This window comes from Streptomyces sp. NPDC020490 (genome assembly GCF_044335305.1).
GTDB lineage: Bacteria > Actinomycetota > Actinomycetes > Streptomycetales > Streptomycetaceae > Streptomyces.
Genome location: NZ_JBIRUY010000005.1, coordinates 138,389 through 158,108 on the forward strand (window position 1 = coordinate 138,389; position 19,720 = coordinate 158,108).

The following is a 19,720-nucleotide window of genomic DNA, read 5'->3' on the forward strand; positions in this document are numbered from 1 at the left end:
GGCGGCCCGGTCACACGGCAGCCCGGTCATACGGCGGCCGCGGTCACACGGCGGCCGCGGTCACCGCGGGACGCGGACCACGCCCTCCTGGATGACCGTGATGGCCAGCCGGCCGTCCTGGGTGTAGATGCGGGCCTGCCCGAGGCCGCGCCCGCCGGACGCCGACGGCGACTCCTGGTCGTACAGGAGCCATTCGTCGGCGCGGAAGGGGCGGTGGAACCACATGGCGTGGTCCAGCGAGGCGCCGACGACGTCGCCGACCGCCCAGCCGCCGCGCCCGTGCGCGAGCAGGATCGAGTCGAGCAGGGTCATGTCGCTGACGTACGTGGCGAGGACGACGTGCAGCAGGGGCTTGTCGACGGCGCCGGCGAGCTTGCCGTTGGCCCGGAACCACACCTGGGAGTGCGGCTCCCGCGGCTCGCCGAACCTGCCGAACGGCGGCTCGTCGACGTACCGCAGGTCGACGGCCTCCCGGGCCGCGATGAACCGCTCGACCACGGCCGTGTCGAGGTGGTCGTAGGCGCGCAGCCGCTCGGCGGAGGTCGGCAGCGTCACCGGGTCCGGCGCGGGCGGCATCGGGGTCTGGTGGTCCAGGCCCTCCTCGTGCGTCTGGAAGGACGCCGACAGGTGGAAGATCGGCTTGCCGTGCTGGACGGCGACCACCCGGCGGGTGGTGAAGGAGCGGCCGTCCCGGATGCGGTCGACGCTGTAGACGATCGGCGCGCCCGGGTCGCCGGGGCGCAGGAAGTACGCGTGCAGGGAGTGGGCGGGCCGGTCCGCGGGGACCGTCCGCCCGGCGGCGACCAGCGCCTGGGCCGCGACCTGCCCGCCGAAGACGCGCGGGACGAGGGAGGGCCGGGAGCTGCCGCGGAAGATGTTCTCCTCGATCTGCTCGAGGTCGAGCAGATCGAGGAGATCCTGTAGTGCCTGACTCATGGAGTTAGTTGTACCGGCCAGCGATTGCCCGGACCTTACAGGCCCATGTCCTTGGCGATGATCGTCTTCATGATCTCGCTGGTGCCGCCGTAGATGCGGTTGACGCGGTTGTCCGCGTACAGGCGGGCTATCGGGTACTCGTTCATGAAGCCGTAGCCGCCGTGCAGCTGCAGGCAGCGGTCGATCACGCGGTGGGCGACCTCGGTGCAGAACAGCTTCGCGGACGCGGCCTCGGCGGGGGTGAGCTCGCCGGCGTCCAGGGCCTCCAGGGCGCGGTCGGCGACGGCCTCGGCGGCGTCCACCTCGGCCTGGCAGGCGGCCAGCTCGAACTTGGTGTTCTGGAAGCTGGCGACCGGCTTGCCGAAGACGGTGCGCTCCTGGACGTACTGCTTGGCGAACCGGACGGCCGCCTTGGCCTGCGCGTAGGCGCCGAAGGCGATGCCCCAGCGCTCGGAGGCCAGGTTGTGGCCGAGGTAGGAGAAGCCCTTGTTCTCCTCGCCGAGCAGGTCCTCGACCGGCACCTTCACGTCGACGAACGCCAGCTCGGCGGTGTCGGAGGTGCGCAGGCCCAGCTTGTCCAGCTTGCGGCCGATGGAGTAGCCCTCGGACTTGGTGTCCACGGCGAACAGCGAGATGCCGTGGCGGCGGTCCTCGGCGGTCGGCGCGGAGGTGCGGGCGCACACGATCACGCGGTCGGCGTGCACGCCGCCGGTGATGAAGGTCTTGGCGCCGTTGAGGACGTAGTGCGTGCCGTCCTCGGAGAGCTTCGCGGTGGTCTTCATGCCCGCGAGGTCGGAGCCGGTGCCCGGCTCGGTCATCGCCAGCGCCCACATCTCCTCGCCGGAGACGAACTTCGGCAGGAAGCGCTTCTTCTGCTCCTCGGTGGCGAGCATCTTGATGTACGGCAGGCCCAGCAGCACGTGCACGCCGGAGCCGCCGAACTGGACGCCCGCGCGCGCGGTCTCCTCGTACATCACGGCCTCGAACTTGTACGAGTCGATGCCGGCGCCGCCGTACTCCTCGGGCACGTTGATGCCGAAGACGCCGAGCTCGGCGAGCTTGTAGTAGAAGTCGCGCGGCGCCTGGCCGGCCGCGAACCACTCGTCGTAGACGGGGACGACCTCGGCCTCGATGAAGGCCCGGAGGGTCTCCCGGAACGCCTCGTGGTCCTCGTTGAACACCGTACGGCGCACGCCGCCACCTCCACGTACTCGGCATGACTGAGCATGTCTAAGCGCTTGCTCACGCCAACGTACCGGCGAGTAGGCGAGGGCGTCCAGAGGGGTCCGCGTAACGCTCGTCACCCTCTCACCCGTTCGGCGGCGCGTACACCCGTACGGCTCATCCACCGGGCGCGGCGGCCGCCGTCCGCGCACGCTGCGAACAGCCCGCTTCGCGGACACCGCATCGAATGTCAGGGCGCGGCCGACGTCCGGCGGCCGGCCTCCGGCGGCCGCTTCCGGCTTCCGGCTTCCGGCTTCCGGCACCCGAGGAGGTCACCCGCATGACCGGCGTCGCCCGAGGGGGTCACCCGCACGACCGGCGCGCGGGGCCGGGGCGCGCTTCAGTCCTGGCGGGGCGCGCGTCAGCCCTCGCCGTCCGCTGCCGCCGCCGCGAAGGCACCCCTCGCCATCCGGTGCAGCAGGGTCGCCGTGGCTCCCCGGCCGGGCAGGGAGCCCGGACGGCCCAGGTGCGGGGTGGAGTTGAGCAGGCCGAAGACCGAGTGCACCGCCGAGCGGGCCACCGGCTCGGCCAGGCCCGGGTAGACCTCGCGGACCACCTCCACCCACAGCTCCACGTACTGCCGCTGGAGCTGACGGACCAGCTTGCGGTCGCTGTCCCGCAAGCGGTCCAGCTCACGGTCGTGCAGGGTGATGAGCGGGCGGTCGTCGAGCGCGAAGTCGATGTGCCCCTCGATCAGCGAGTCGAGGACCGCCTCGGCACCGGCCGACCCGTCGGCCTCCTTCAGGCGCCGATTCGCGCCGGTCAGCAGCTGGCCGCTGATGCCCACCAGCAGCTCGGCGAGCATCGCGTCCTTGCCCGGGAAGTGGCGGTAGAGACCGGGCCCGCTGATGCCGACCGCGGCGCCTATCTCGTCGACCCCGACGCCGTGGAACCCGCGCTCGGCGAACAGCCGCGCGGCCTCCTTGAGGATCTGGTCACGGCGGGTGGGGGCGTCGGTTCTGGTGGCCATGGAGGCAATTCTAGACAGGGAGGTTAGCGGTCGTTAACCTGAAGGAAATGGTTAACGCTCATTAACAGCCGGACCACTGGGTGAGGGGACCGCAGGAATGGATCAGGCACCGGAGCTGACGAGCGCGGCAGACCCCGCGTCGGAGGCCTGGCGGGCCAACGAGGCGGCGCACCGCGCGCTCGTGGAGGAGTTGCACGAGAAGCTGGCGGCGACCCGGCTCGGCGGCGGCGAGAAGGCGCGGGCGCGGCACACCGCACGCGGGAAGCTGCTGCCCAGGGACCGCGTGGACACCCTCCTCGACCCCGGCTCGCCGTTCCTGGAGCTGGCCCCGCTGGCCGCCGACGGGATGTACGACGGGCAGGCCCCGGCCGCCGGGGTGATCGCCGGGATCGGGCGGGTCGCCGGGCGCGAGTGCGTGGTCGTCGCCAACGACGCCACCGTCAAGGGCGGGACGTACTACCCGATGACGGTGAAGAAGCACCTGCGCGCCCAGGAGGTCGCCCTCGACAACCGCCTGCCGTGCGTGTACCTGGTGGACTCCGGGGGCGCCTTCCTGCCGATGCAGGACGAGGTCTTCCCCGACCGCGACCACTTCGGGCGGATCTTCTACAACCAGGCCCGGATGTCCGGCGCCGGCATTCCGCAGATCGCGGCCGTGCTCGGCTCCTGCACGGCCGGCGGGGCGTACGTCCCGGCGATGAGCGACGAGGCGGTCATCGTCCGCAACCAGGGCACCATCTTCCTGGGCGGGCCGCCGCTGGTGAAGGCGGCCACCGGCGAGGTCGTGACCGCCGAGGAGCTCGGCGGCGGCGACGTCCACGCGCGCGTGTCGGGCGTCACCGACCACCTCGCCGAGGACGACGCGCACGCGCTGCGGATCGTGCGGGACATCGTCGCCACGCTGCCCGCGCGCGGCCCGCTGCCCTGGCAGGCCGCCCCGGTCGTCGAGCCGAAGGTGGACCCCTACGGCCTCTACGGCGCCGTCCCGGTCGACCCCCGCACCCCCTACGACGTGCGCGAGATCATCGCGCGCGTGGTCGACGGCTCGCGGTTCGCGGAGTTCAAGGCCGAGTTCGGGCAGACCCTGGTCACCGGCTTCGCCCGGATCCACGGCCACCCGGTCGGCATCGTCGCCAACAACGGCATCCTGTTCTCCGAGTCCGCCCAGAAGGGCGCGCACTTCATCGAGCTGTGCGACCAGCGCGGCATCCCGCTGGTGTTCCTGCAGAACATCTCCGGCTTCATGGTCGGCCGGGACTACGAGGCCGGCGGCATCGCCAAGCACGGCGCCAAGATGGTCACGGCGGTCGCCTGCACGCGCGTGCCGAAGCTGACCGTGGTGGTCGGCGGGTCGTACGGCGCGGGCAACTACTCGATGTGCGGGCGGGCGTACTCGCCCCGCTTCCTGTGGATGTGGCCGGGCGCCAAGATCTCGGTGATGGGCGGCGAGCAGGCCGCCTCGGTCCTCGCCACCGTCAAGCGGGACCAGCTCCAGTCCCGCGGGGAGGAGTGGTCCGTGGAGGACGAGGAGGCCTTCAAGGCCCCCGTCCGCGCCCAGTACGAGCGCCAGGGCAACGCCTACTACGCCACCGCCCGGCTCTGGGACGACGGGGTCATCGACCCGCTGGAGACCCGTCAGGTGCTGGGCCTGGCCCTGACCGCCTGTGCCAACGCGCCCCTGGGTGAGCCCCAGTTCGGCGTCTTCCGGATGTAGAGGGGGGTTACCCGACCATGTTCGACACAGTGCTCGTGGCCAACCGGGGCGAGATCGCCGTGCGTGTCATCCGCACGCTGCGGTCGCTGGGCGTGCGCTCGGTGGCCGTCTTCTCCGACGCGGACGCCGACGCCCGGCACGTCCGGGAGGCCGACACGGCGGTACGGATCGGTCCGGCGCCGGCGGCGGAGAGCTATCTGTCGGTGGAGCGGCTGCTCGACGCGGCGGCCCGTACCGGCGCCCAGGCCGTCCATCCCGGCTACGGCTTCCTCGCGGAGAACGCGGCCTTCGCGCGCGCCTGCGCCGACGCCGGGCTGGTCTTCGTCGGGCCGCCCGCGGACGCGATCGCCCTCATGGGCGACAAGATCCGCGCCAAGGAGACGGTGAAGGCGGCCGGTGTCCCGGTCGTGCCCGGCTCCAGCGGCAGCGGCCTCACCGACGCCGAACTGGCCGACGCGGCACGGGAGATCGGCATGCCGGTGCTGCTGAAGCCGTCGGCGGGCGGCGGCGGCAAGGGCATGCGGCGGGTGCGGGACGCCGCCGATCTCGCCGACGAGATCGCCGCGGCCCGCCGCGAGGCCCGCGCCTCCTTCGGCGACGACACCCTGCTGGTCGAGCGGTGGATCGACCGCCCCCGGCACATCGAGATCCAGGTCCTGGCCGACGGCCACGGCAACGTGGTCCATCTGGGCGAGCGCGAGTGCTCCCTGCAGCGCCGCCACCAGAAGATCATCGAGGAGGCGCCGTCGGTCCTGCTGGACGAGAAGACCCGCGCGGCCATGGGCGAGGCGGCGGCGCAGGCCGCCCGCTCCTGCGGCTACCGGGGCGCGGGCACGGTGGAGTTCATCGTCCCGGGCGACGACCCGTCGTCGTACTGGTTCATGGAGATGAACACCCGTCTTCAGGTGGAGCACCCGGTCACCGAGCTGATCACCGGGCTCGACCTGGTGGAGTGGCAGCTGCGGGTCGCCGCCGGGGAGCCGCTGCCGTTCGAGCAGGGCGACCTCACGCTGACCGGGCACGCGGTCGAGGCCCGCGTGTGCGCGGAGGACCCGGCGCGCGGGTTCCTGCCGTCCGGCGGCACCGTGCTCGCCCTGCGCGAACCGCAGGGCGACGGCGTGCGCACCGACTCCGGGCTCAGCGAGGGCACCGAGGTCGGCAGCCTGTACGACCCGATGCTGTCCAAGGTCATCGCCTACGGCCCCGACCGGGCGAGCGCGCTCAGGAAGCTGCGGGCGGCCCTGGCGGGGACGGTCGTGCTGGGCGTGCAGACCAACGCCGGGTTCCTGCGCCGGCTGCTGGCCCACCCGGCGGTGGTCGCGGGCGAGCTGGACACCGGGCTGGTGGAGCGGGAGGCGGCCGGGCTGGTCACGGACGAGGTCCCGGCGGAGGTCTACGCGGCGGCGGCGCTGCTGCGCCAGGCGGCGCTCGCCCCCGGTGGCGGTGAAAGCACCGGCTGGGCCGACCCGTTCGCGGCCGCGGACGGCTGGCGCCTGGGCGGGGAGCGGGCCTGGACGGCGCACCACCTGCGGGTGCCGGGCCACGACCCGGTCAGCGTGCGGGTGCGCCGCACGCCGGACGGGGGGACCGAGGTCCTGCTGCCCGGCGCGGACCGGCCCGTGCGCGGCTCCGGGGGCGTGCTCCCGCGGCCCGGGGCCGAGGGCGTCTTCAGCTTCCGGCTCGACGGCCTGGTCCACACCTTCGCCGCCCTGCCGGACGGCACCTGGCTGGGCCGCGACGGCGACGCCTGGCAGGTGCGCGACCACGACCCGGTCGCCGCGTCGCTCACCCGCGCGGCGCACGCGGGCGCCGACTCGCTGACCGCGCCCATGCCCGGCACGGTCACCGTCGTGAAGGTCGCCGTCGGCGACGAGGTGAGCGCCGGTCAGAGCCTGCTGGTCGTCGAGGCGATGAAGATGGAGCACGTCATCTCCGCCCCGCACGCCGGCACGGTCGCCGAACTGGACGTCTCCCCGGGCACCACGGTCGCCATGGACCAGGTGCTCGCGGTGATCACGCCCCACGAGGAGGTGGCGTCATGACGGTGGAAGGGCTCCCGGAAGGTCTCCCCATGGTCGTACCGGCCGAGGGCCTGCCCGCGCGGGTGCGGATCCACGAGGTCGGCGCGCGGGACGGTCTGCAGAACGAGCGGGCGACCGTACCGACCGAGGTCAAGGCGGAGTTCGTGCGGCGGCTGGCCGGCGCGGGTCTGACCACGATCGAGGCGACGAGCTTCGTGCACCCGAAGTGGGTGCCCCAGCTCGCCGACGCGGAGGCGCTGTTCCCGCTGGTCGCCGGCGTACCGGCCGACCTGCCGGTGCTGGTGCCGAACGAACGCGGGCTGGACCGCGCGCTGGCTCTCGGCGCCCGGCGCGTCGCCGTCTTCGCGAGCGCCACCGAGTCCTTCGCCAAGGCCAACCTCAACCGCACGGTGGCCGAGGCGCTGGCCATGTTCGAGCCGGTGGTGGCCCGGGCCAAGGCCGAGGGCGTGCACGTGCGCGGCTATCTGTCGATGTGCTTCGGCGACCCGTGGGAAGGCGCCGTCGCGGTGCGGCAGGTCGTGGGCGTGTGCCGGGCGCTGCTCGACATGGGTTGCGACGAGCTGAGTCTCGGCGACACCATCGGCGTGGCGACGCCGGGCCATGTGCGCGCGCTGCTGACCGCGCTGGGCGAGGCGGGCGTTGCGGTGCCCGTGCTCGGCGTGCACTTCCACGACACCTACGGCCAGGCCCTCGCCAACACCCTGGCCGCCCTCCAGCACGGCGTCACCACGGTCGACGCCTCCGCCGGCGGTCTGGGCGGCTGCCCCTACGCCAAGTCCGCCACCGGCAACCTCGCCACCGAGGACCTCGTGTGGATGCTGCGCGGCCTCGGCATCGACACCGGAGTCGACCTCGGCCGCCTCGTCGCCACCAGCGTGTGGATGGCCGAGCAGTTGGGCCGACCCAGCCCGTCCCGCACCGTCCGTGCCCTCTCCCACAAGGACCAGTGATCCGCCATGGACTACCGTCTCTCCCCCGAACTCGAAGAACTGCGGCGCACGGTCGAGCAGTTCGCGCACGACGTGGTGGCGCCGAAGATCGGCGAGTTCTACGAGCACCACGAGTTCCCGTACGAGATCGTCCGCGAGATGGGCCGCATGGGCCTGTTCGGGCTGCCGTTCCCGGAGGAGTACGGCGGCATGGGCGGCGACTACCTGGCGCTCGGCGTGGCGCTGGAGGAGCTGGCCCGCGTCGACTCCTCGGTGGCGATCACCCTGGAGGCGGGCGTCTCCCTGGGCGCGATGCCGGTCCACCTGTTCGGCACCGAGGAGCAGAAGCGGCAGTGGCTGCCCCGGCTGTGCTCCGGGGAGATCCTCGGCGCGTTCGGGCTCACCGAGCCGGACGGCGGCTCGGACGCCGGCGCGACGCGCACGACCGCCCGGCTGGACCCGGACACCGACGAGTGGGTGATCAACGGCACCAAGTGCTTCATCACCAACTCGGGCACGGACATCACCGGCCTGGTCACGGTCACCGCGGTCACCGGCCGCAAGCCGGACGGCAGGCCGCGCATCTCGGCGATCATCGTCCCGTCCGGCACGCCCGGCTTCACGGTCGCGCCGGCGTACTCGAAGGTCGGCTGGAACGCGTCCGACACCCGCGAGCTGTCGTTCACGGACGTCCGCGTCCCGGCGGCCAACCTGCTGGGCGAGGAGGGCCGGGGCTACGCGCAGTTCCTGCGCATCCTGGACGAGGGGCGCGTCGCCATCGCCGCCCTGGCCACCGGGCTCGCCCAGGGCTGTGTCGACGAGTCGGTGAAGTACGCGAAGGAACGTCACGCCTTCGGCCGCCCGATCGGCGCCAACCAGGCCGTCCAGTTCAAGATCGCGGACATGGAGATGCGGGCCCACACGGCCCGGCTGGCCTGGCGCGACGCGGCGGCCCGGCTGGTGTCCGGCGAGCCGTTCAAGAAGGAGGCGGCCCTGGCGAAGCTGTACTCGTCGACGATCGCGGTGGACAACGCCCGTGACGCCACCCAGATCCACGGCGGCTACGGCTTCATGAACGAGTACCCGGTGGCCCGGATGTGGCGCGACTCCAAGATCCTGGAGATCGGCGAGGGCACCAGCGAGGTCCAGCGGATGCTGATCGCACGGGAGTTGGGGCTGGTGAGCTGACCGGCCCGCCGGCGGGGCGGTGACCGCGAGCGGGGCGGGACACCCGCTGGACAAGTAGTGAGGTTAGGCTAACCTACCTTCGAACTCGTCCGGCGGGCGTCTCGCCCTGTTCGAAAGCAGTCATGCCATGCCCAACGCCAGAGCCTCCCACCTCACCCGCCGCGGCATCCTCGCCGCGGGCGGCGCCCTCGGCCTCGGGGCCGCGCTCGCGGCCTGCGGCGGCGACGACGCGAAGAGCGGGGGCTCGGGCAGCGGGACGACCGCCGCCGCGTCCGGCCCCTGGTCCTTCGAGGACGACCGCGGCAGGACCGTGAAGCTCGGCGAAGCCCCCCGGAGCATCGTCGCGTTCACCGGCGTCGCCGCCGCGCTGTACGACTACGGCATCTCCGTGAAGGGCGTCTTCGGCCCGACCAGGACCTCGGACGGCAAGCCCGACGTCCAGGCCGGCGACATGGACATCAGCAAGGTCACGGTCCTCGGCAACACCTGGGGCCAGTTCAACGTCGAGAAGTACGCGGCCCTCGCGCCCGACGTACTCGTCTCCACCATGTTCGACGACGCGGGCACCCTGTGGTACGTCCCCGAGGAGTCACAGGACAAGATCGCCAAGCTGGCCCCCAGCGTCGGCCTCTCCGTCTACGACCGCCCGCTCACCGAGCCGCTGCAGCGCATGTGGGCGCTCGCCGAGTCGCTCGGCGCCGACATGAAGACCGCCGCGGTCACCGAGGCCAAGAAGAAGTTCGAGGCGGCCGCCGCCCGGCTGCGCGCGGCCGCCAAGGCCAAGCCCGACATCAAGGTGATGGCGGGCTCCGCGAGCCAGGAGCTGTTCTACGTCTCCGGCAGCAACCTCTCCATCGACCTGGAGTACTTCAAGACGCTCGGCGTGAACCTCGTCGAGCCGCCGGAGAAGGCCAAGGCCCAGGGCGGCGGCTGGTACGAGAGCCTGAGCTGGGAGAACGTCGACAAGTACGCGGCCGACATCATCATGATGGACGACCGCACCTCGGCCCTCCAGCCGGCCGACATCACCGAGGCCACCTGGAAGAAGCTGCCCGCCGTCAAGGCCGGCCAGGTCATCCCCCGCTCGCCCGAGCCGATCCTGTCGTACGACAAGTGCACGCCGTTGCTCACCGGCCTCGCGGAGGCGTTGGAGAAGGCGAAGAAGGTCTCCTGACCCGCCGCCCACCCGGCACGCCCCCACCGCGGCCCGCCCCGCACCGAACCGGGGCGGGCCGCGGTGCGTGCGGCGGCCGCGGCGGCGCTCCAGGGGCGTGACGACGGTCACGGACGGGGCAGGTTCTCACCTTTCGAACTTAGGTTAGGCTAACCTAAATTGATCTCGCGGATCCGCCCCGCGTCCGCCCCGCCGCGGACCGTCCCCACCGGAGGACCCCCACCATGCGCTCGCACCTGCTCAATGACACGACCGCGGAGCACTACCGCCGCTCCGTGACCGAAGGCGTCGAGCGGGTGGCCGCGCAACTGGCCGCCACCGAGCGTCCGTTCACCGGAATCACGGTCGACGCCCTGGCGCCCCGCATCGAGCGGATCGATCTCGACCGGCCGCTGCACGACACCGCGGCCGTGCTCGACGAGCTCGAGGAGGTCTACCTCCGGGACGCGGTCTACTTCCACCACCCCCGCTACCTCGCCCACCTCAACTGCCCGGTCGTCATCCCGGCGGTGCTCGGCGAGGCGGTGCTGTCCGCCGTCAACTCCTCCCTCGACACCTGGGACCAGTCGGCCGGCGGCACCCTCATCGAGCAACGGCTCATCGACTGGACCGCCGGACGCATCGGCTTCGGCCCCGCCGCCGACGGCGTGTTCACCTCCGGCGGCACCCAGTCCAACCTCCAGGCACTGCTGCTGGCCAGAGAGGAGGCCAAGCGCGCGTCGCTCGCCGACCTGCGCGTCTTCGCGTCCGAGGCCAGTCACTTCAGCGTGCAGAAGTCCGCGAAACTGCTCGGCCTCGGCCAGGACGCCGTGGTCTGCGTCCCCGTCGACCGCGACAAGCGCATGCGGACCGTCGCCCTCGCCCGTGAGCTGGAGCGCTGCCGGCAGGACGGCCTGGTGCCGATGGCCGTCGTCGCCACCGCCGGAACCACCGACTTCGGCTCCATCGACCCGCTGCCGGAGATCGCCGAGCTGTGCGCCCGGTACGGGGCGTGGATGCACGTCGACGCCGCCTACGGCTGCGGACTCCTGGTCTCGCTCAAGCACCGGGACCGCCTCGACGGCGTCGAGCGCGCCGACTCGGTCACCGTCGACTACCACAAGTCCTTCTTCCAGCCGGTGAGTTCGTCCGCGGTGCTGGTGCGCGACGGCGCCACGCTGCGGCACGCGACCTACCACGCCGACTACCTCAACCCGCGCCGCATGGCGCGCGAGCGCATCCCCAACCAGGTCGACAAGTCCCTGCAGACCACCCGCCGCTTCGACGCGCTGAAACTGTGGATGACGCTGCGCACGATGGGCGCCGACGGCATCGGGCAGCTGTTCGACGAGGTGTGCGACCTGGCACGGCAGGGCTGGGAGCTCCTGGCGGCCGACCCCCGCTTCGACGTGGTCGTCGAGCCGGCCCTGTCCACCCTCGTCTTCCGCTGCGTCCCGGCCGCCGTCACCGACCCCGCGGAGATCGACCGCGCCAACCTGCACGCGCGCAAAGCCCTGTTCGCCTCCGGTGACGCGGTGGTCGCGGGCACCAAGGTGGACGGCCGCCACTACCTGAAGTTCACCCTGCTCAACCCCGAGACGCGGCCGTCCGACATCGCCGCCGTCCTCGACCTCATCGCCGGCCACGCCGAGCAGTACCTGGGAGAGTCCCTTGACCGCGCATCCTGAACCCAGCCGCGCCTACGACCTGGTGGGCATCGGGCTCGGCCCGTTCAACCTCGGGCTGGCCTGCCTGACCGAGCCGATCGCCGAACTCGACTGCGTCTTCCTGGAGTCCAAGCCGGACTTCGAGTGGCACTCGGGCATGTTCCTCGACGGCGCCCACCTGCAGACGCCGTTCATGTCGGACCTGGTCACCCTGGCCGACCCGACCTCGCCGTACTCCTTCCTCAACTACCTGAAGGAGAAGGGCCGGCTGTATCCCTTCTACATCCGGGAGAACTTCTACCCGCTGCGCGTCGAGTACGACGACTACTGCCGCTGGGCCGCGGGCAGGCTGAGCAGCGTCCGCTTCGGCGCGACCGTCACCCGGGTGACGTACGAGGACGAGCTGTACGCGGTGCGGACCGCGGCGGGCGACACCTACCGCGCCCGGCACCTGGTGCTCGGCACCGGCACCACCCCGTTCCTGCCCGAGCCGTGCCGGGGGCTCGGCGGCGACCTCCTGCACACCGCCGACTACACGCGGCGCCGGGAGGAGCTGCGGGCGAAGAAGTCGATCACGATCGTGGGCAGCGGCCAGAGCGCCGCGGAGATCTACCACGAGCTGCTCGGCGAGATCGACGTCCACGGCTACCAGCTCAACTGGGTCACCCGCTCCCCGCGCTTCTTCCCGCTGGAATACACCAAACTGACCCTGGAGATGACCTCCCCGGACTACGTCGACTACTTCCGCGCGCTGCCCGAGGAGACCCGCTACCGGCTGGAGAAGCAGCAGAAGGGCCTGTTCAAGGGCATCAACTCGGACCTGATCGACGCGGTCTTCGACCTGCTCTACCAGAAGAACGCCGAGCGCGGCGGCCGCCCGGTCCCCACCCGTCTGCTCACCAACTCCTCGCTGGTGCACGCCCGTCACGAGAACGGCGGCTACACGCTCGGCTTCCACCACGACGAGCAGGGCAAGGACTTCGAGATCCGCACCGAGGGCCTGGTGCTGGCCACCGGCTACCACTACGAACCCCCGGCCTTCCTCGACCCGGTCCGCGACCGCCTCCGCTTCGACGGCCACGGCCGCTTCGACGTGGGCCGCAACTACGCCGTCGACGTCACCGGCCGGGGCGTGTTCCTGCAGAACGCCGGCGTGCACACGCACAGCGTCACCTCACCCGACCTCGGCATGGGCCCGTACCGCAACAGCTGCATCATCCGCGAGCTGCTCGGCGGCGAGTACTACCCGGTCGAGAAGACCATCGCGTTCCAGGAGTTCGGCGTATGAACCGGCAGACGACCCGGCAGACGACCCAGCGCACGACTCCGTACACGGCCTTCACCTTCCGGCCCGTCGACCCCCTGGCGGACGGCGAGCTGCTGCACCGCTGGGTGACGCATCCCAAGGCGGCCTTCTGGATGATGGCGGACGCCCGGCAGGAGGACGTCGAGCGCGCCTACCTGGAGATCGCCGCCGACGAGCACCACCACGCCCTGCTCGGCCTGCGCGACGGCGAACCCGCCTTCCTGATGGAGAAGTACGACCCCGCGCACCGCGAACTGACCGGCCTGTACGAGCCCGAGCCGGGTGACGTCGGCATGCACTTCCTGGTGCCGGCCACCGACACGCCCGAGCACGGCTTCACCCGCGCCGTCATCACCGCCGTGCTGGCGCACCTCTTCGCGGATTCGGCGGCCGCCCGCGTCGTGGTCGAGCCGGACGTGCGCAACAAGGCCGTCCACGCCCTGAACGAGGCCGTCGGCTTTGAACCCGTGCGCGAGATCGAGAAGCCGGAGAAGCGGGCGCTGCTGAGCGTCTGCACCCGGGAGCGGTTCCGGGCAGCGACGGGGGCGGTCGCGTGAGCCTCGCCGACGCCGTGGCCCACCTCTCCCCCGAGCGCTGGGAGCGGGCGGGCCGCCTCCTCGTGCGCAAGGCGCTCGCCGAGTTCGCGCACGAGCGGCTGATCAACCCCGAGCCGGACGGCGACGGGTACGTCGTCCGCGGCGACGACGGGCTGACCCGCTACCGGTTCACCGCCACCCGCCGCGCCCTGGACCACTGGCAGGTGGACGCGGACTCGATCACCCGGCACCGCGACGGTGCCGAACTCCCGCTGAACGCGCTGGAGTTCTTCATCGAACTGCGGCGGACGCTGGGCCTGGGCGACGACATCCTGCCCGTCTATCTGGAGGAGATCTCCTCCACCGTCTCGGGCATCTGCTACAAGCTGACCAAGCCGCCGGTCACCGCCGCCGAGCTGGCCCGCGCCGGCTTCCAGGACGTCGAGACCGGCATGACCGAGGGCCACCCCTGCTTCGTCGCCAACAACGGGCGGCTCGGCTTCGGCGTCCACGACTACCTGTCGTACGCCCCGGAGACCGCGAGCCCGGTCCGCCTGGTGTGGCTGGCCGCGCACCGCTCGCGGGCGGCGTTCACGGCCGGCGCCGGGATCGAGTACGAGACGTTCGTCCGGCGGGAGCTGGGCGCCGCGACCGTCGAGCGCTTCCACCGCACGCTCACCGGCCGGGGCCTGGACCCGGCCGACTACCTGCTGATCCCCGTGCACCCCTGGCAGTGGTGGAACAAGCTCGCCGTCACCTTCGCCGCCGAGGTCGCCCGCGGGCACCTGGTGTGCCTGGGCGAGGGCGACGACGAGTACCTGGCCCAGCAGTCGGTGCGGACCTTCTTCAACGTCTCCCACCCGGAAAAGCACTACGTCAAGACGGCCCTGTCCGTGCTCAACATGGGCTTCATGCGGGGCCTCTCGGCCGCCTACATGGAGGCCACCCCGGCGATCAACGACTGGCTGGCCCGGCTCGTCGAGGCGGACCCGGTGCTGCGGGCGACCGGCCTGACGATCATCCGTGAGCGGGCCGCGGTCGGCTACCGGCACCTGGAGTACGAGAAGGCGACCGACCGCCACTCGCCGTACCGCAAGATGCTGGCGGCGCTGTGGCGGGAGAGCCCGGTCCCCTCGCTGGCGGACGGCGAGTCCCTGGCCACCATGGCCTGCCTGCTGCACGTCGACCACGAGGGCGCGTCCGTCGCGGGCGCGCTGATCGAGCGGTCGGGCCTCGCCCCGGCCGAATGGCTGCGGCACTACCTGCGGGCCTACTACGTCCCGCTGCTGCACAGCTTCTACGCCTACGGCCTGGTCTACATGCCGCACGGCGAGAACGTGATCCTGGTGCTGAGGGACGGCGTGGTGCGGCGGGCGGTCTACAAGGACATCGCCGAGGAGATCGCCGTCCTGGACCCGGACGCGGACCTGCCGCCCGAGGTGCGGCGCATCCGCGTGGAAGTCCCGGAGGAACAAAGGCTGCTGTCGGTCTTCACGGACGTCTTCGACTGCTTCTTCCGCTTCCTCGCCGCGAACCTCGCCACCGAGGGGATCCTGGAGGAGGACGGCTTCTGGCGGACGGTCGCCGACGTCACCCGCGAGTACCAGGAGTCGGCGCCCGGGCTCGCCGACCGGTTCGCCCGGTACGACCTGTTCGCGCCGGAGTTCGCCCTGTCCTGCCTCAACCGGCTCCAACTGCGCGACAACCGGCAGATGGTGGACCTGGCCGACCCGTCCGGCGCGCTCCAGCTCGTCGGCACCCTGAGGAACCCTCTGGCGCGGTTCTGACCCGGCACGAGCGGCACCCCGCGGCACGGTCCCGGTCCGCGGGGTGCCCGCCGCGCTCGCAGCACCGGCGCGCCCGCCGCGCCGGTCGCGCCCGCCGCCCGGATCGGCACGGGCCCCCGCCCGGGGAACCGGTGCGACAATCCCCCCATGGCGGAAATCCTGCAGAAGGACGGCACCTGGGCGTTCGACGGCGACGCCCTCCGGCTGACTCCCGGACGCGACAAGAGCGTCAGCCTGCTGCGCCAGGCACTCGGTGAACTCGTCGTACCGCTGGGCGCGTTGGCCGGGATCTCGTTCGAGCAGGGCAAGCGTGCGGGCCGGCTGCGGCTGCGCCTGCGGGACGGCGCCGACCCGCTGCTGCACGCGACCGGCGGCCGGCTGACCGAACCCCACGACCCCTACCAGCTGATCGTCGAGCCCGACCGTCACGGCGTCGCCGAGTACTTCACGGACGAGGTCCGCAACGCCCTGCTGCTGGACCAGGTTCCGGCCGGCCCGGTCACCGAGTTCCTGCTGTCCGGACCGTCGGTCCCGCTGTCGGTCTCCGCCGGGGACGGCACCGCGAGCTTCGACGGCGAGCGCGTCCGCCTGGAGTGGAACTGGAAGACGGAGGACGCCAAGGCCGCCGCCGGCGCCCGCACCCTGGACGTGACCGACATCGCCGCCGTGGAGTGGCAGCCGGCCGTCGGCCTGGAGAACGGGCACCTGCGCTTCACCGTGAAGGACGCGGCGACCGAGGCGCCGCCCAAGTACGACCCCAACGCCGTCGAGCTGTGGGGTTTCAAGAAGGACCCGCTGATGGCGCTGGTCGCGGCGGCCGTGCAGGCCCGGCTGCCGCACCCGTCGAAGGCTGCCGCGCCGGAGCCGGAACCGCCGACGCCGCGCCCGCAGCTCCCCGAGCCGCCCGGGCCGGCCCGCGAGGACGACCACGACGCGCTGCTGCGGCGGCTGCGCGAGCTGGGCGACCTGCACCGCGCGGGGGTCCTCACGGACGAGGAGTTCGCCCTGGCCAAGCAGGCGGTCCTCAAGCGCATGTGAGAACCGCCCGCCGCCGTGCGCCCCGCACAGGGGTTCCACCAACCCCTTGCCCGAAATCGGGCAGGATTCTTGCGAAACCGCCTCCGGTGCCCCATGATCTACCGGTGCACGACGAACTCGTAGATCACCTGACGCGGACCACGCCCCTGAGCCGGGGCGAGGCACTGCGGGTGATCCAGGACGTGCTCGCCTACTTCGACGAGACGACCGAGCAGTACGTCCGTCGCCGCCACCGCGAGCTGCAGGCCCAGGGCCTGGTGAACTCGACGATCTTCGAACGGATCGAGGCGGACCTGAAATACCGGGCGGTGGCACCTCCGGAGCTCACGCTCCGGCAGCTGCGCCGCATCGTCTACGGCTGAGGGACACATCTTTCATGTGCGGAATTGTCGGATACATCGGGAAGCGTGACGTCGCCCCGCTGCTGCTCGAGGGCCTGCAGCGGCTGGAGTACCGCGGCTACGACTCGGCGGGCATCGTCGTCACGTCCCCGAAGACGGCCGGACTGAAGATGGTCAAGGCCAAGGGCCGGGTCCGCGACCTGGAGGCCAAGGTCCCGGCGCGCTTCAAGGGCACCACCGGCATCGCCCACACCCGCTGGGCCACCCACGGCGCCCCCTCCGACGTCAACGCCCACCCGCACCTGGACGCCGAGGGCAAGGTCGCCGTCGTCCACAACGGCATCATCGACAACGCCTCCGACCTGCGCCGCAAGCTGGAGGCGGACGGCGTGGAGTTCCTCTCCGAGACCGACACCGAGGTCCTCGTCCACCTCATCGCCCGCTCCCAGGCCGAGAAGCTGGAGGAGAAGGTCCGCGAGACCCTGCGGGTCATCGAGGGCACGTACGGCATCGCCGTGATGCACGCCGACTTCCCCGACCGCATCGTGGTGGCCCGCAACGGCTCCCCGGTCGTCCTCGGCATCGGCGAGAAGGAGATGTTCGTCGCCTCCGACATCGCCGCCCTGGTCGCCCACACCCGGCAGATAGTCACGCTGGACGACGGCGAGATGGCCACCCTCAAGGCCGACGACTTCCGCACCTACACCACCGAGGGCACCCGCACCACGGCCGAGCCGACCACCGTGGAGTGGGAGGCGGCGTCGTACGACATGGGCGGCCACGACACCTACATGCACAAGGAGATCCATGAGCAGGCCGAGGCCGTGGACCGCGTGCTGCGCGGCCGGATCGACGACCGCTTCTCCACCGTGCACCTCGGCGGCCTGAACCTGGACGCCCGCGAGGCGCGCCAGATCCGCCGCGTGAAGATCCTCGGCTGCGGCACCTCCTACCACGCGGGCATGATCGGCGCCCAGATGATCGAGGAGCTGGCCCGTATCCCCGCGGACGCCGAGCCGGCCTCCGAGTTCCGCTACCGCAACGCCGTGGTGGACCCCGACACCCTGTACATCGCCGTCTCCCAGTCCGGCGAGACCTACGACGTCCTCGCCGCCGTGCAGGAGCTCAAGCGCAAGGGCGCGCGGGTGCTGGGCGTGGTCAACGTGGTCGGCTCCGCGATCGCCCGCGAGGCCGACGGCGGCATCTACGTGCACGCCGGGCCCGAGGTGTGCGTGGTGTCCACCAAGTGCTTCACCAACACCACGGTCGCCTTCGCGCTGCTCGCGCTGCACCTGGGCCGCACCCGCGACCTCTCCGTCCGCGACGGCAAGCGGATCATCGAGGGGCTGCGCCGGCTGCCCGCGCAGATCTCCGAGATCATGGAGCAGGAGGAGGAGATCAAGAAGCTGGCCGAGCAGTTCGCCGACGCCCGCTCGATGCTCTTCATCGGCCGCGTCCGGGGCTACCCGGTGGCCCGCGAGGCCTCGCTGAAGCTGAAGGAGGTCTCCTACATCCACGCCGAGGCGTACCCGGCCTCCGAGCTCAAGCACGGCCCGCTGGCCCTCATCGAGCCGGCCCTGCCGACGGTCGCCATCGTCCCCGACGACGACCTGCTGGAGAAGAACCGCGCGGCCATGGAGGAGATCAAGGCCCGCAGCGGCCGCATCCTGGCGGTGGCCCACCAGCACCAGGAGAAGGCCGACCAGACGATCGTGGTCCCGAAGAACGAGGACGAGCTGGACCCGATCCTGATGGGCATCCCCCTCCAACTCCTCGCCTACCACACGGCCTTGTCCCTGGGCCGGGACATCGACAAGCCGCGCAACCTCGCCAAGTCCGTGACGGTGGAGTAGGTCCGTCCCAGTCGCCGGCCGCGCGCGGACCGGACCGAACGACCCCCTGTGTGCCACCAGCACAGGGGGTCGCTCCTCTCAGCGGCCGGGGCCGCCCACGCCCCGCGGCCCTCGGCCCTCGGCTGCCCCGGCCGGCGGCCGTCACACCCCCGGCAGGCAGCCCGTCGAACACGGGTACGTGAGCGATATATGCCCTGTGCAAAAACGCGGACACCCCTACGCGCCAGTAGATTCGAGCCGCCCGCAGGGGAGTTGACGGTGCGTGACACGGCGGCCCCCGAGGTCCGCGGGAGCAACAAGGACCACGGGAACTGCGGGACTACGGGAGCTACGGGAGCTGCGGGAGCTGCGGGAGCTGCGGGAGCAACGGGAGCAACGGGACTACGGGAGCTACGGGATGACCACCACGGGCCGTCGCGCCCGCTTGGCCAGCCGCCCCGCGACGGAGCCGAAGATACGGCCCACGATGCCGTGCGTGGAGCCGACGACGATCGCGTCCGCCTCGTACTCCCGCCCGACCTCCTCGAGCTCGTGGCAGATGTCGCCGCCGCGCTCGACCAGGATCCAGGGCACCTCGGCGAGATGGTCGGCACAGGCCAGCTCCAGCCCGAGCACCTCGGTGCGGTGGTCGGGCACGTCGACGAAGACCGGCGGCTCGCAGCCCGCCCACACCGTGGTGGGCAGCCGGTTGGCGACGTGGACGATGATCAGGCCCGAGCCGGAGCGGTGGGCCATGCCGACGGCGTAAGCGAGGGCGCGCTCACTGGAGGTCGAGCCGTCGAATCCCACGACGACGCCGTGCTTGAAGGCGGGATCGCAGGAATGGCGTGGCTCTTCCGCCGCCAGGGGATCGGCCGCCGTGGGGTCGGCGACCGGCCGCTTGCGGTCCGCGGGTTCGAAGAATTCGTGACCGGCCATGGCTGTCTCGGCGTTGTGATCCTTGATCGGGTGGGACGACAGTGTGCGGCGGAGCTGTGTCCGGGAATCATCTTCCCAACCCCATACCCCCAAGGGTACGGCGGCACGCCTCCTTAGC

16 protein-coding genes are annotated in these 19,720 nt (G+C 71.8%); 12 read left to right on the forward strand and 4 right to left on the reverse strand.

What is annotated here, in order from left to right; genetic code table 11:
• Positions 1-60 precede the first annotated feature (60 nt).
• The 3 genes from ACH4ZX_RS08365 to ACH4ZX_RS08375 all read right to left on the reverse strand — a co-directional run bounded on the left by ACH4ZX_RS08365 (position 61) and on the right by ACH4ZX_RS08375 (position 3,130).
• Entirely contained in the window at positions 61-936 is an 876-nt protein-coding gene (locus ACH4ZX_RS08365) for an acyl-CoA thioesterase (RefSeq protein WP_398269438.1), read from the reverse strand.
• A 35-nt stretch (positions 937-971) separates the two neighbouring features.
• Entirely contained in the window at positions 972-2,129 is a 1,158-nt protein-coding gene (locus ACH4ZX_RS08370; RefSeq protein ID WP_398269441.1) for an acyl-CoA dehydrogenase family protein, read from the reverse strand.
• 392 nt (positions 2,130-2,521) lie between these two features.
• Complete coding sequence (locus ACH4ZX_RS08375) at positions 2,522-3,130, reverse strand: TetR/AcrR family transcriptional regulator (RefSeq protein ID WP_398269444.1); 609 nt, start codon at positions 3,128-3,130, stop codon at positions 2,522-2,524.
• Positions 3,131-3,227: 97 nt separating this feature from the next.
• Between ACH4ZX_RS08375 and ACH4ZX_RS08380 the strand changes: the two genes are divergently transcribed.
• The 12 genes from ACH4ZX_RS08380 to glmS all read left to right on the forward strand — a co-directional run bounded on the left by ACH4ZX_RS08380 (position 3,228) and on the right by glmS (position 18,684).
• Entirely contained in the window at positions 3,228-4,844 is a 1,617-nt protein-coding gene (locus ACH4ZX_RS08380; protein WP_398269447.1) for a carboxyl transferase domain-containing protein, read from the forward strand.
• A 17-nt stretch (positions 4,845-4,861) separates the two neighbouring features.
• Positions 4,862-6,886: an acetyl-CoA carboxylase biotin carboxylase subunit gene (locus ACH4ZX_RS08385; protein ID WP_398269450.1), complete on the forward strand. Its 2,025-nt coding sequence runs from the start codon at positions 4,862-4,864 to the stop codon at positions 6,884-6,886.
• Positions 6,883-7,836 carry a hydroxymethylglutaryl-CoA lyase gene (locus ACH4ZX_RS08390; protein WP_398269453.1) on the forward strand — a complete coding sequence of 318 codons (954 nt, stop codon included), beginning with the start codon at positions 6,883-6,885 and terminating at the stop codon, positions 7,834-7,836. Before ACH4ZX_RS08385 ends, ACH4ZX_RS08390 begins: the two co-directional genes overlap by 4 nt.
• 6 nt (positions 7,837-7,842) lie before the next feature.
• Entirely contained in the window at positions 7,843-9,003 is a 1,161-nt protein-coding gene (locus ACH4ZX_RS08395) for an acyl-CoA dehydrogenase family protein (protein ID WP_360756764.1), read from the forward strand.
• A gap of 127 nt (positions 9,004-9,130) precedes the next feature.
• On the forward strand, positions 9,131-10,177 hold the full coding sequence (locus ACH4ZX_RS08400; protein WP_398269456.1) for an ABC transporter substrate-binding protein: 1,047 nt from the start codon (positions 9,131-9,133) through the stop codon (positions 10,175-10,177).
• A gap of 224 nt (positions 10,178-10,401) precedes the next feature.
• The gene (gene desA / locus ACH4ZX_RS08405; RefSeq protein WP_398269459.1) at positions 10,402-11,844 is read left to right on the forward strand and encodes a lysine decarboxylase DesA; all 1,443 of its coding nucleotides are present in this window, start codon (positions 10,402-10,404) and stop codon (positions 11,842-11,844) included.
• Positions 11,828-13,111: a lysine N(6)-hydroxylase/L-ornithine N(5)-oxygenase family protein gene (locus tag ACH4ZX_RS08410; RefSeq protein ID WP_398269461.1), complete on the forward strand. Its 1,284-nt coding sequence runs from the start codon at positions 11,828-11,830 to the stop codon at positions 13,109-13,111. The genes desA and ACH4ZX_RS08410 overlap by 17 nt, the downstream gene beginning before the upstream one ends.
• Positions 13,108-13,686: a GNAT family N-acetyltransferase gene (locus tag ACH4ZX_RS08415; RefSeq protein ID WP_398269463.1), complete on the forward strand. Its 579-nt coding sequence runs from the start codon at positions 13,108-13,110 to the stop codon at positions 13,684-13,686. The genes ACH4ZX_RS08410 and ACH4ZX_RS08415 overlap by 4 nt, the downstream gene beginning before the upstream one ends.
• Positions 13,683-15,452: an IucA/IucC family protein gene (locus ACH4ZX_RS08420; protein WP_398269466.1), complete on the forward strand. Its 1,770-nt coding sequence runs from the start codon at positions 13,683-13,685 to the stop codon at positions 15,450-15,452. The genes ACH4ZX_RS08415 and ACH4ZX_RS08420 overlap by 4 nt, the downstream gene beginning before the upstream one ends.
• Before the next feature lie 147 nt (positions 15,453-15,599).
• A complete protein-coding gene (locus ACH4ZX_RS08425) occupies positions 15,600-16,490 on the forward strand; it encodes a DUF4429 domain-containing protein (protein ID WP_398269469.1) in 891 nt (296 codons plus the stop codon).
• Positions 16,491-16,594: 104 nt separating this feature from the next.
• Positions 16,595-16,852 carry a hypothetical protein gene (locus tag ACH4ZX_RS08430; RefSeq protein WP_324784019.1) on the forward strand — a complete coding sequence of 86 codons (258 nt, stop codon included), beginning with the start codon at positions 16,595-16,597 and terminating at the stop codon, positions 16,850-16,852.
• Positions 16,853-16,866: 14 nt separating this feature from the next.
• Positions 16,867-18,684 carry a glutamine--fructose-6-phosphate transaminase (isomerizing) gene (gene glmS / locus ACH4ZX_RS08435; protein ID WP_360759863.1) on the forward strand — a complete coding sequence of 606 codons (1,818 nt, stop codon included), beginning with the start codon at positions 16,867-16,869 and terminating at the stop codon, positions 18,682-18,684.
• A 390-nt stretch (positions 18,685-19,074) separates the two neighbouring features.
• Here the strand turns inward: glmS and ACH4ZX_RS08440 are convergent, their stop codons facing one another.
• A complete protein-coding gene (locus tag ACH4ZX_RS08440) occupies positions 19,075-19,602 on the reverse strand; it encodes a universal stress protein (protein WP_398269474.1) in 528 nt (175 codons plus the stop codon).
• Positions 19,603-19,720: the final 118 nt, after the last annotated feature.

Coding starts and splice junctions, on each gene's coding strand:
- ACH4ZX_RS08425 (WP_398269469.1), top strand. CDS start 15,600: ATGGCGGAAATCCTGCAGAAGGACGGCACCTGGGCGTTCGACGGCGAC.
- ACH4ZX_RS08390 (WP_398269453.1), top strand. CDS start 6,883: ATGACGGTGGAAGGGCTCCCGGAAGGTCTCCCCATGGTCGTACCGGCC.
- glmS (WP_360759863.1), top strand. CDS start 16,867: ATGTGCGGAATTGTCGGATACATCGGGAAGCGTGACGTCGCCCCGCTG.
- ACH4ZX_RS08380 (WP_398269447.1), top strand. CDS start 3,228: ATGGATCAGGCACCGGAGCTGACGAGCGCGGCAGACCCCGCGTCGGAG.
- desA (WP_398269459.1), top strand. CDS start 10,402: ATGCGCTCGCACCTGCTCAATGACACGACCGCGGAGCACTACCGCCGC.
- ACH4ZX_RS08395 (WP_360756764.1), top strand. CDS start 7,843: ATGGACTACCGTCTCTCCCCCGAACTCGAAGAACTGCGGCGCACGGTC.
- ACH4ZX_RS08385 (WP_398269450.1), top strand. CDS start 4,862: ATGTTCGACACAGTGCTCGTGGCCAACCGGGGCGAGATCGCCGTGCGT.
- ACH4ZX_RS08400 (WP_398269456.1), top strand. CDS start 9,131: ATGCCCAACGCCAGAGCCTCCCACCTCACCCGCCGCGGCATCCTCGCC.
- ACH4ZX_RS08365 (WP_398269438.1), bottom strand. CDS start 936: ATGAGTCAGGCACTACAGGATCTCCTCGATCTGCTCGACCTCGAGCAG.
- ACH4ZX_RS08375 (WP_398269444.1), bottom strand. CDS start 3,130: ATGGCCACCAGAACCGACGCCCCCACCCGCCGTGACCAGATCCTCAAG.
- ACH4ZX_RS08440 (WP_398269474.1), bottom strand. CDS start 19,602: ATGGCCGGTCACGAATTCTTCGAACCCGCGGACCGCAAGCGGCCGGTC.
- ACH4ZX_RS08415 (WP_398269463.1), top strand. CDS start 13,108: ATGAACCGGCAGACGACCCGGCAGACGACCCAGCGCACGACTCCGTAC.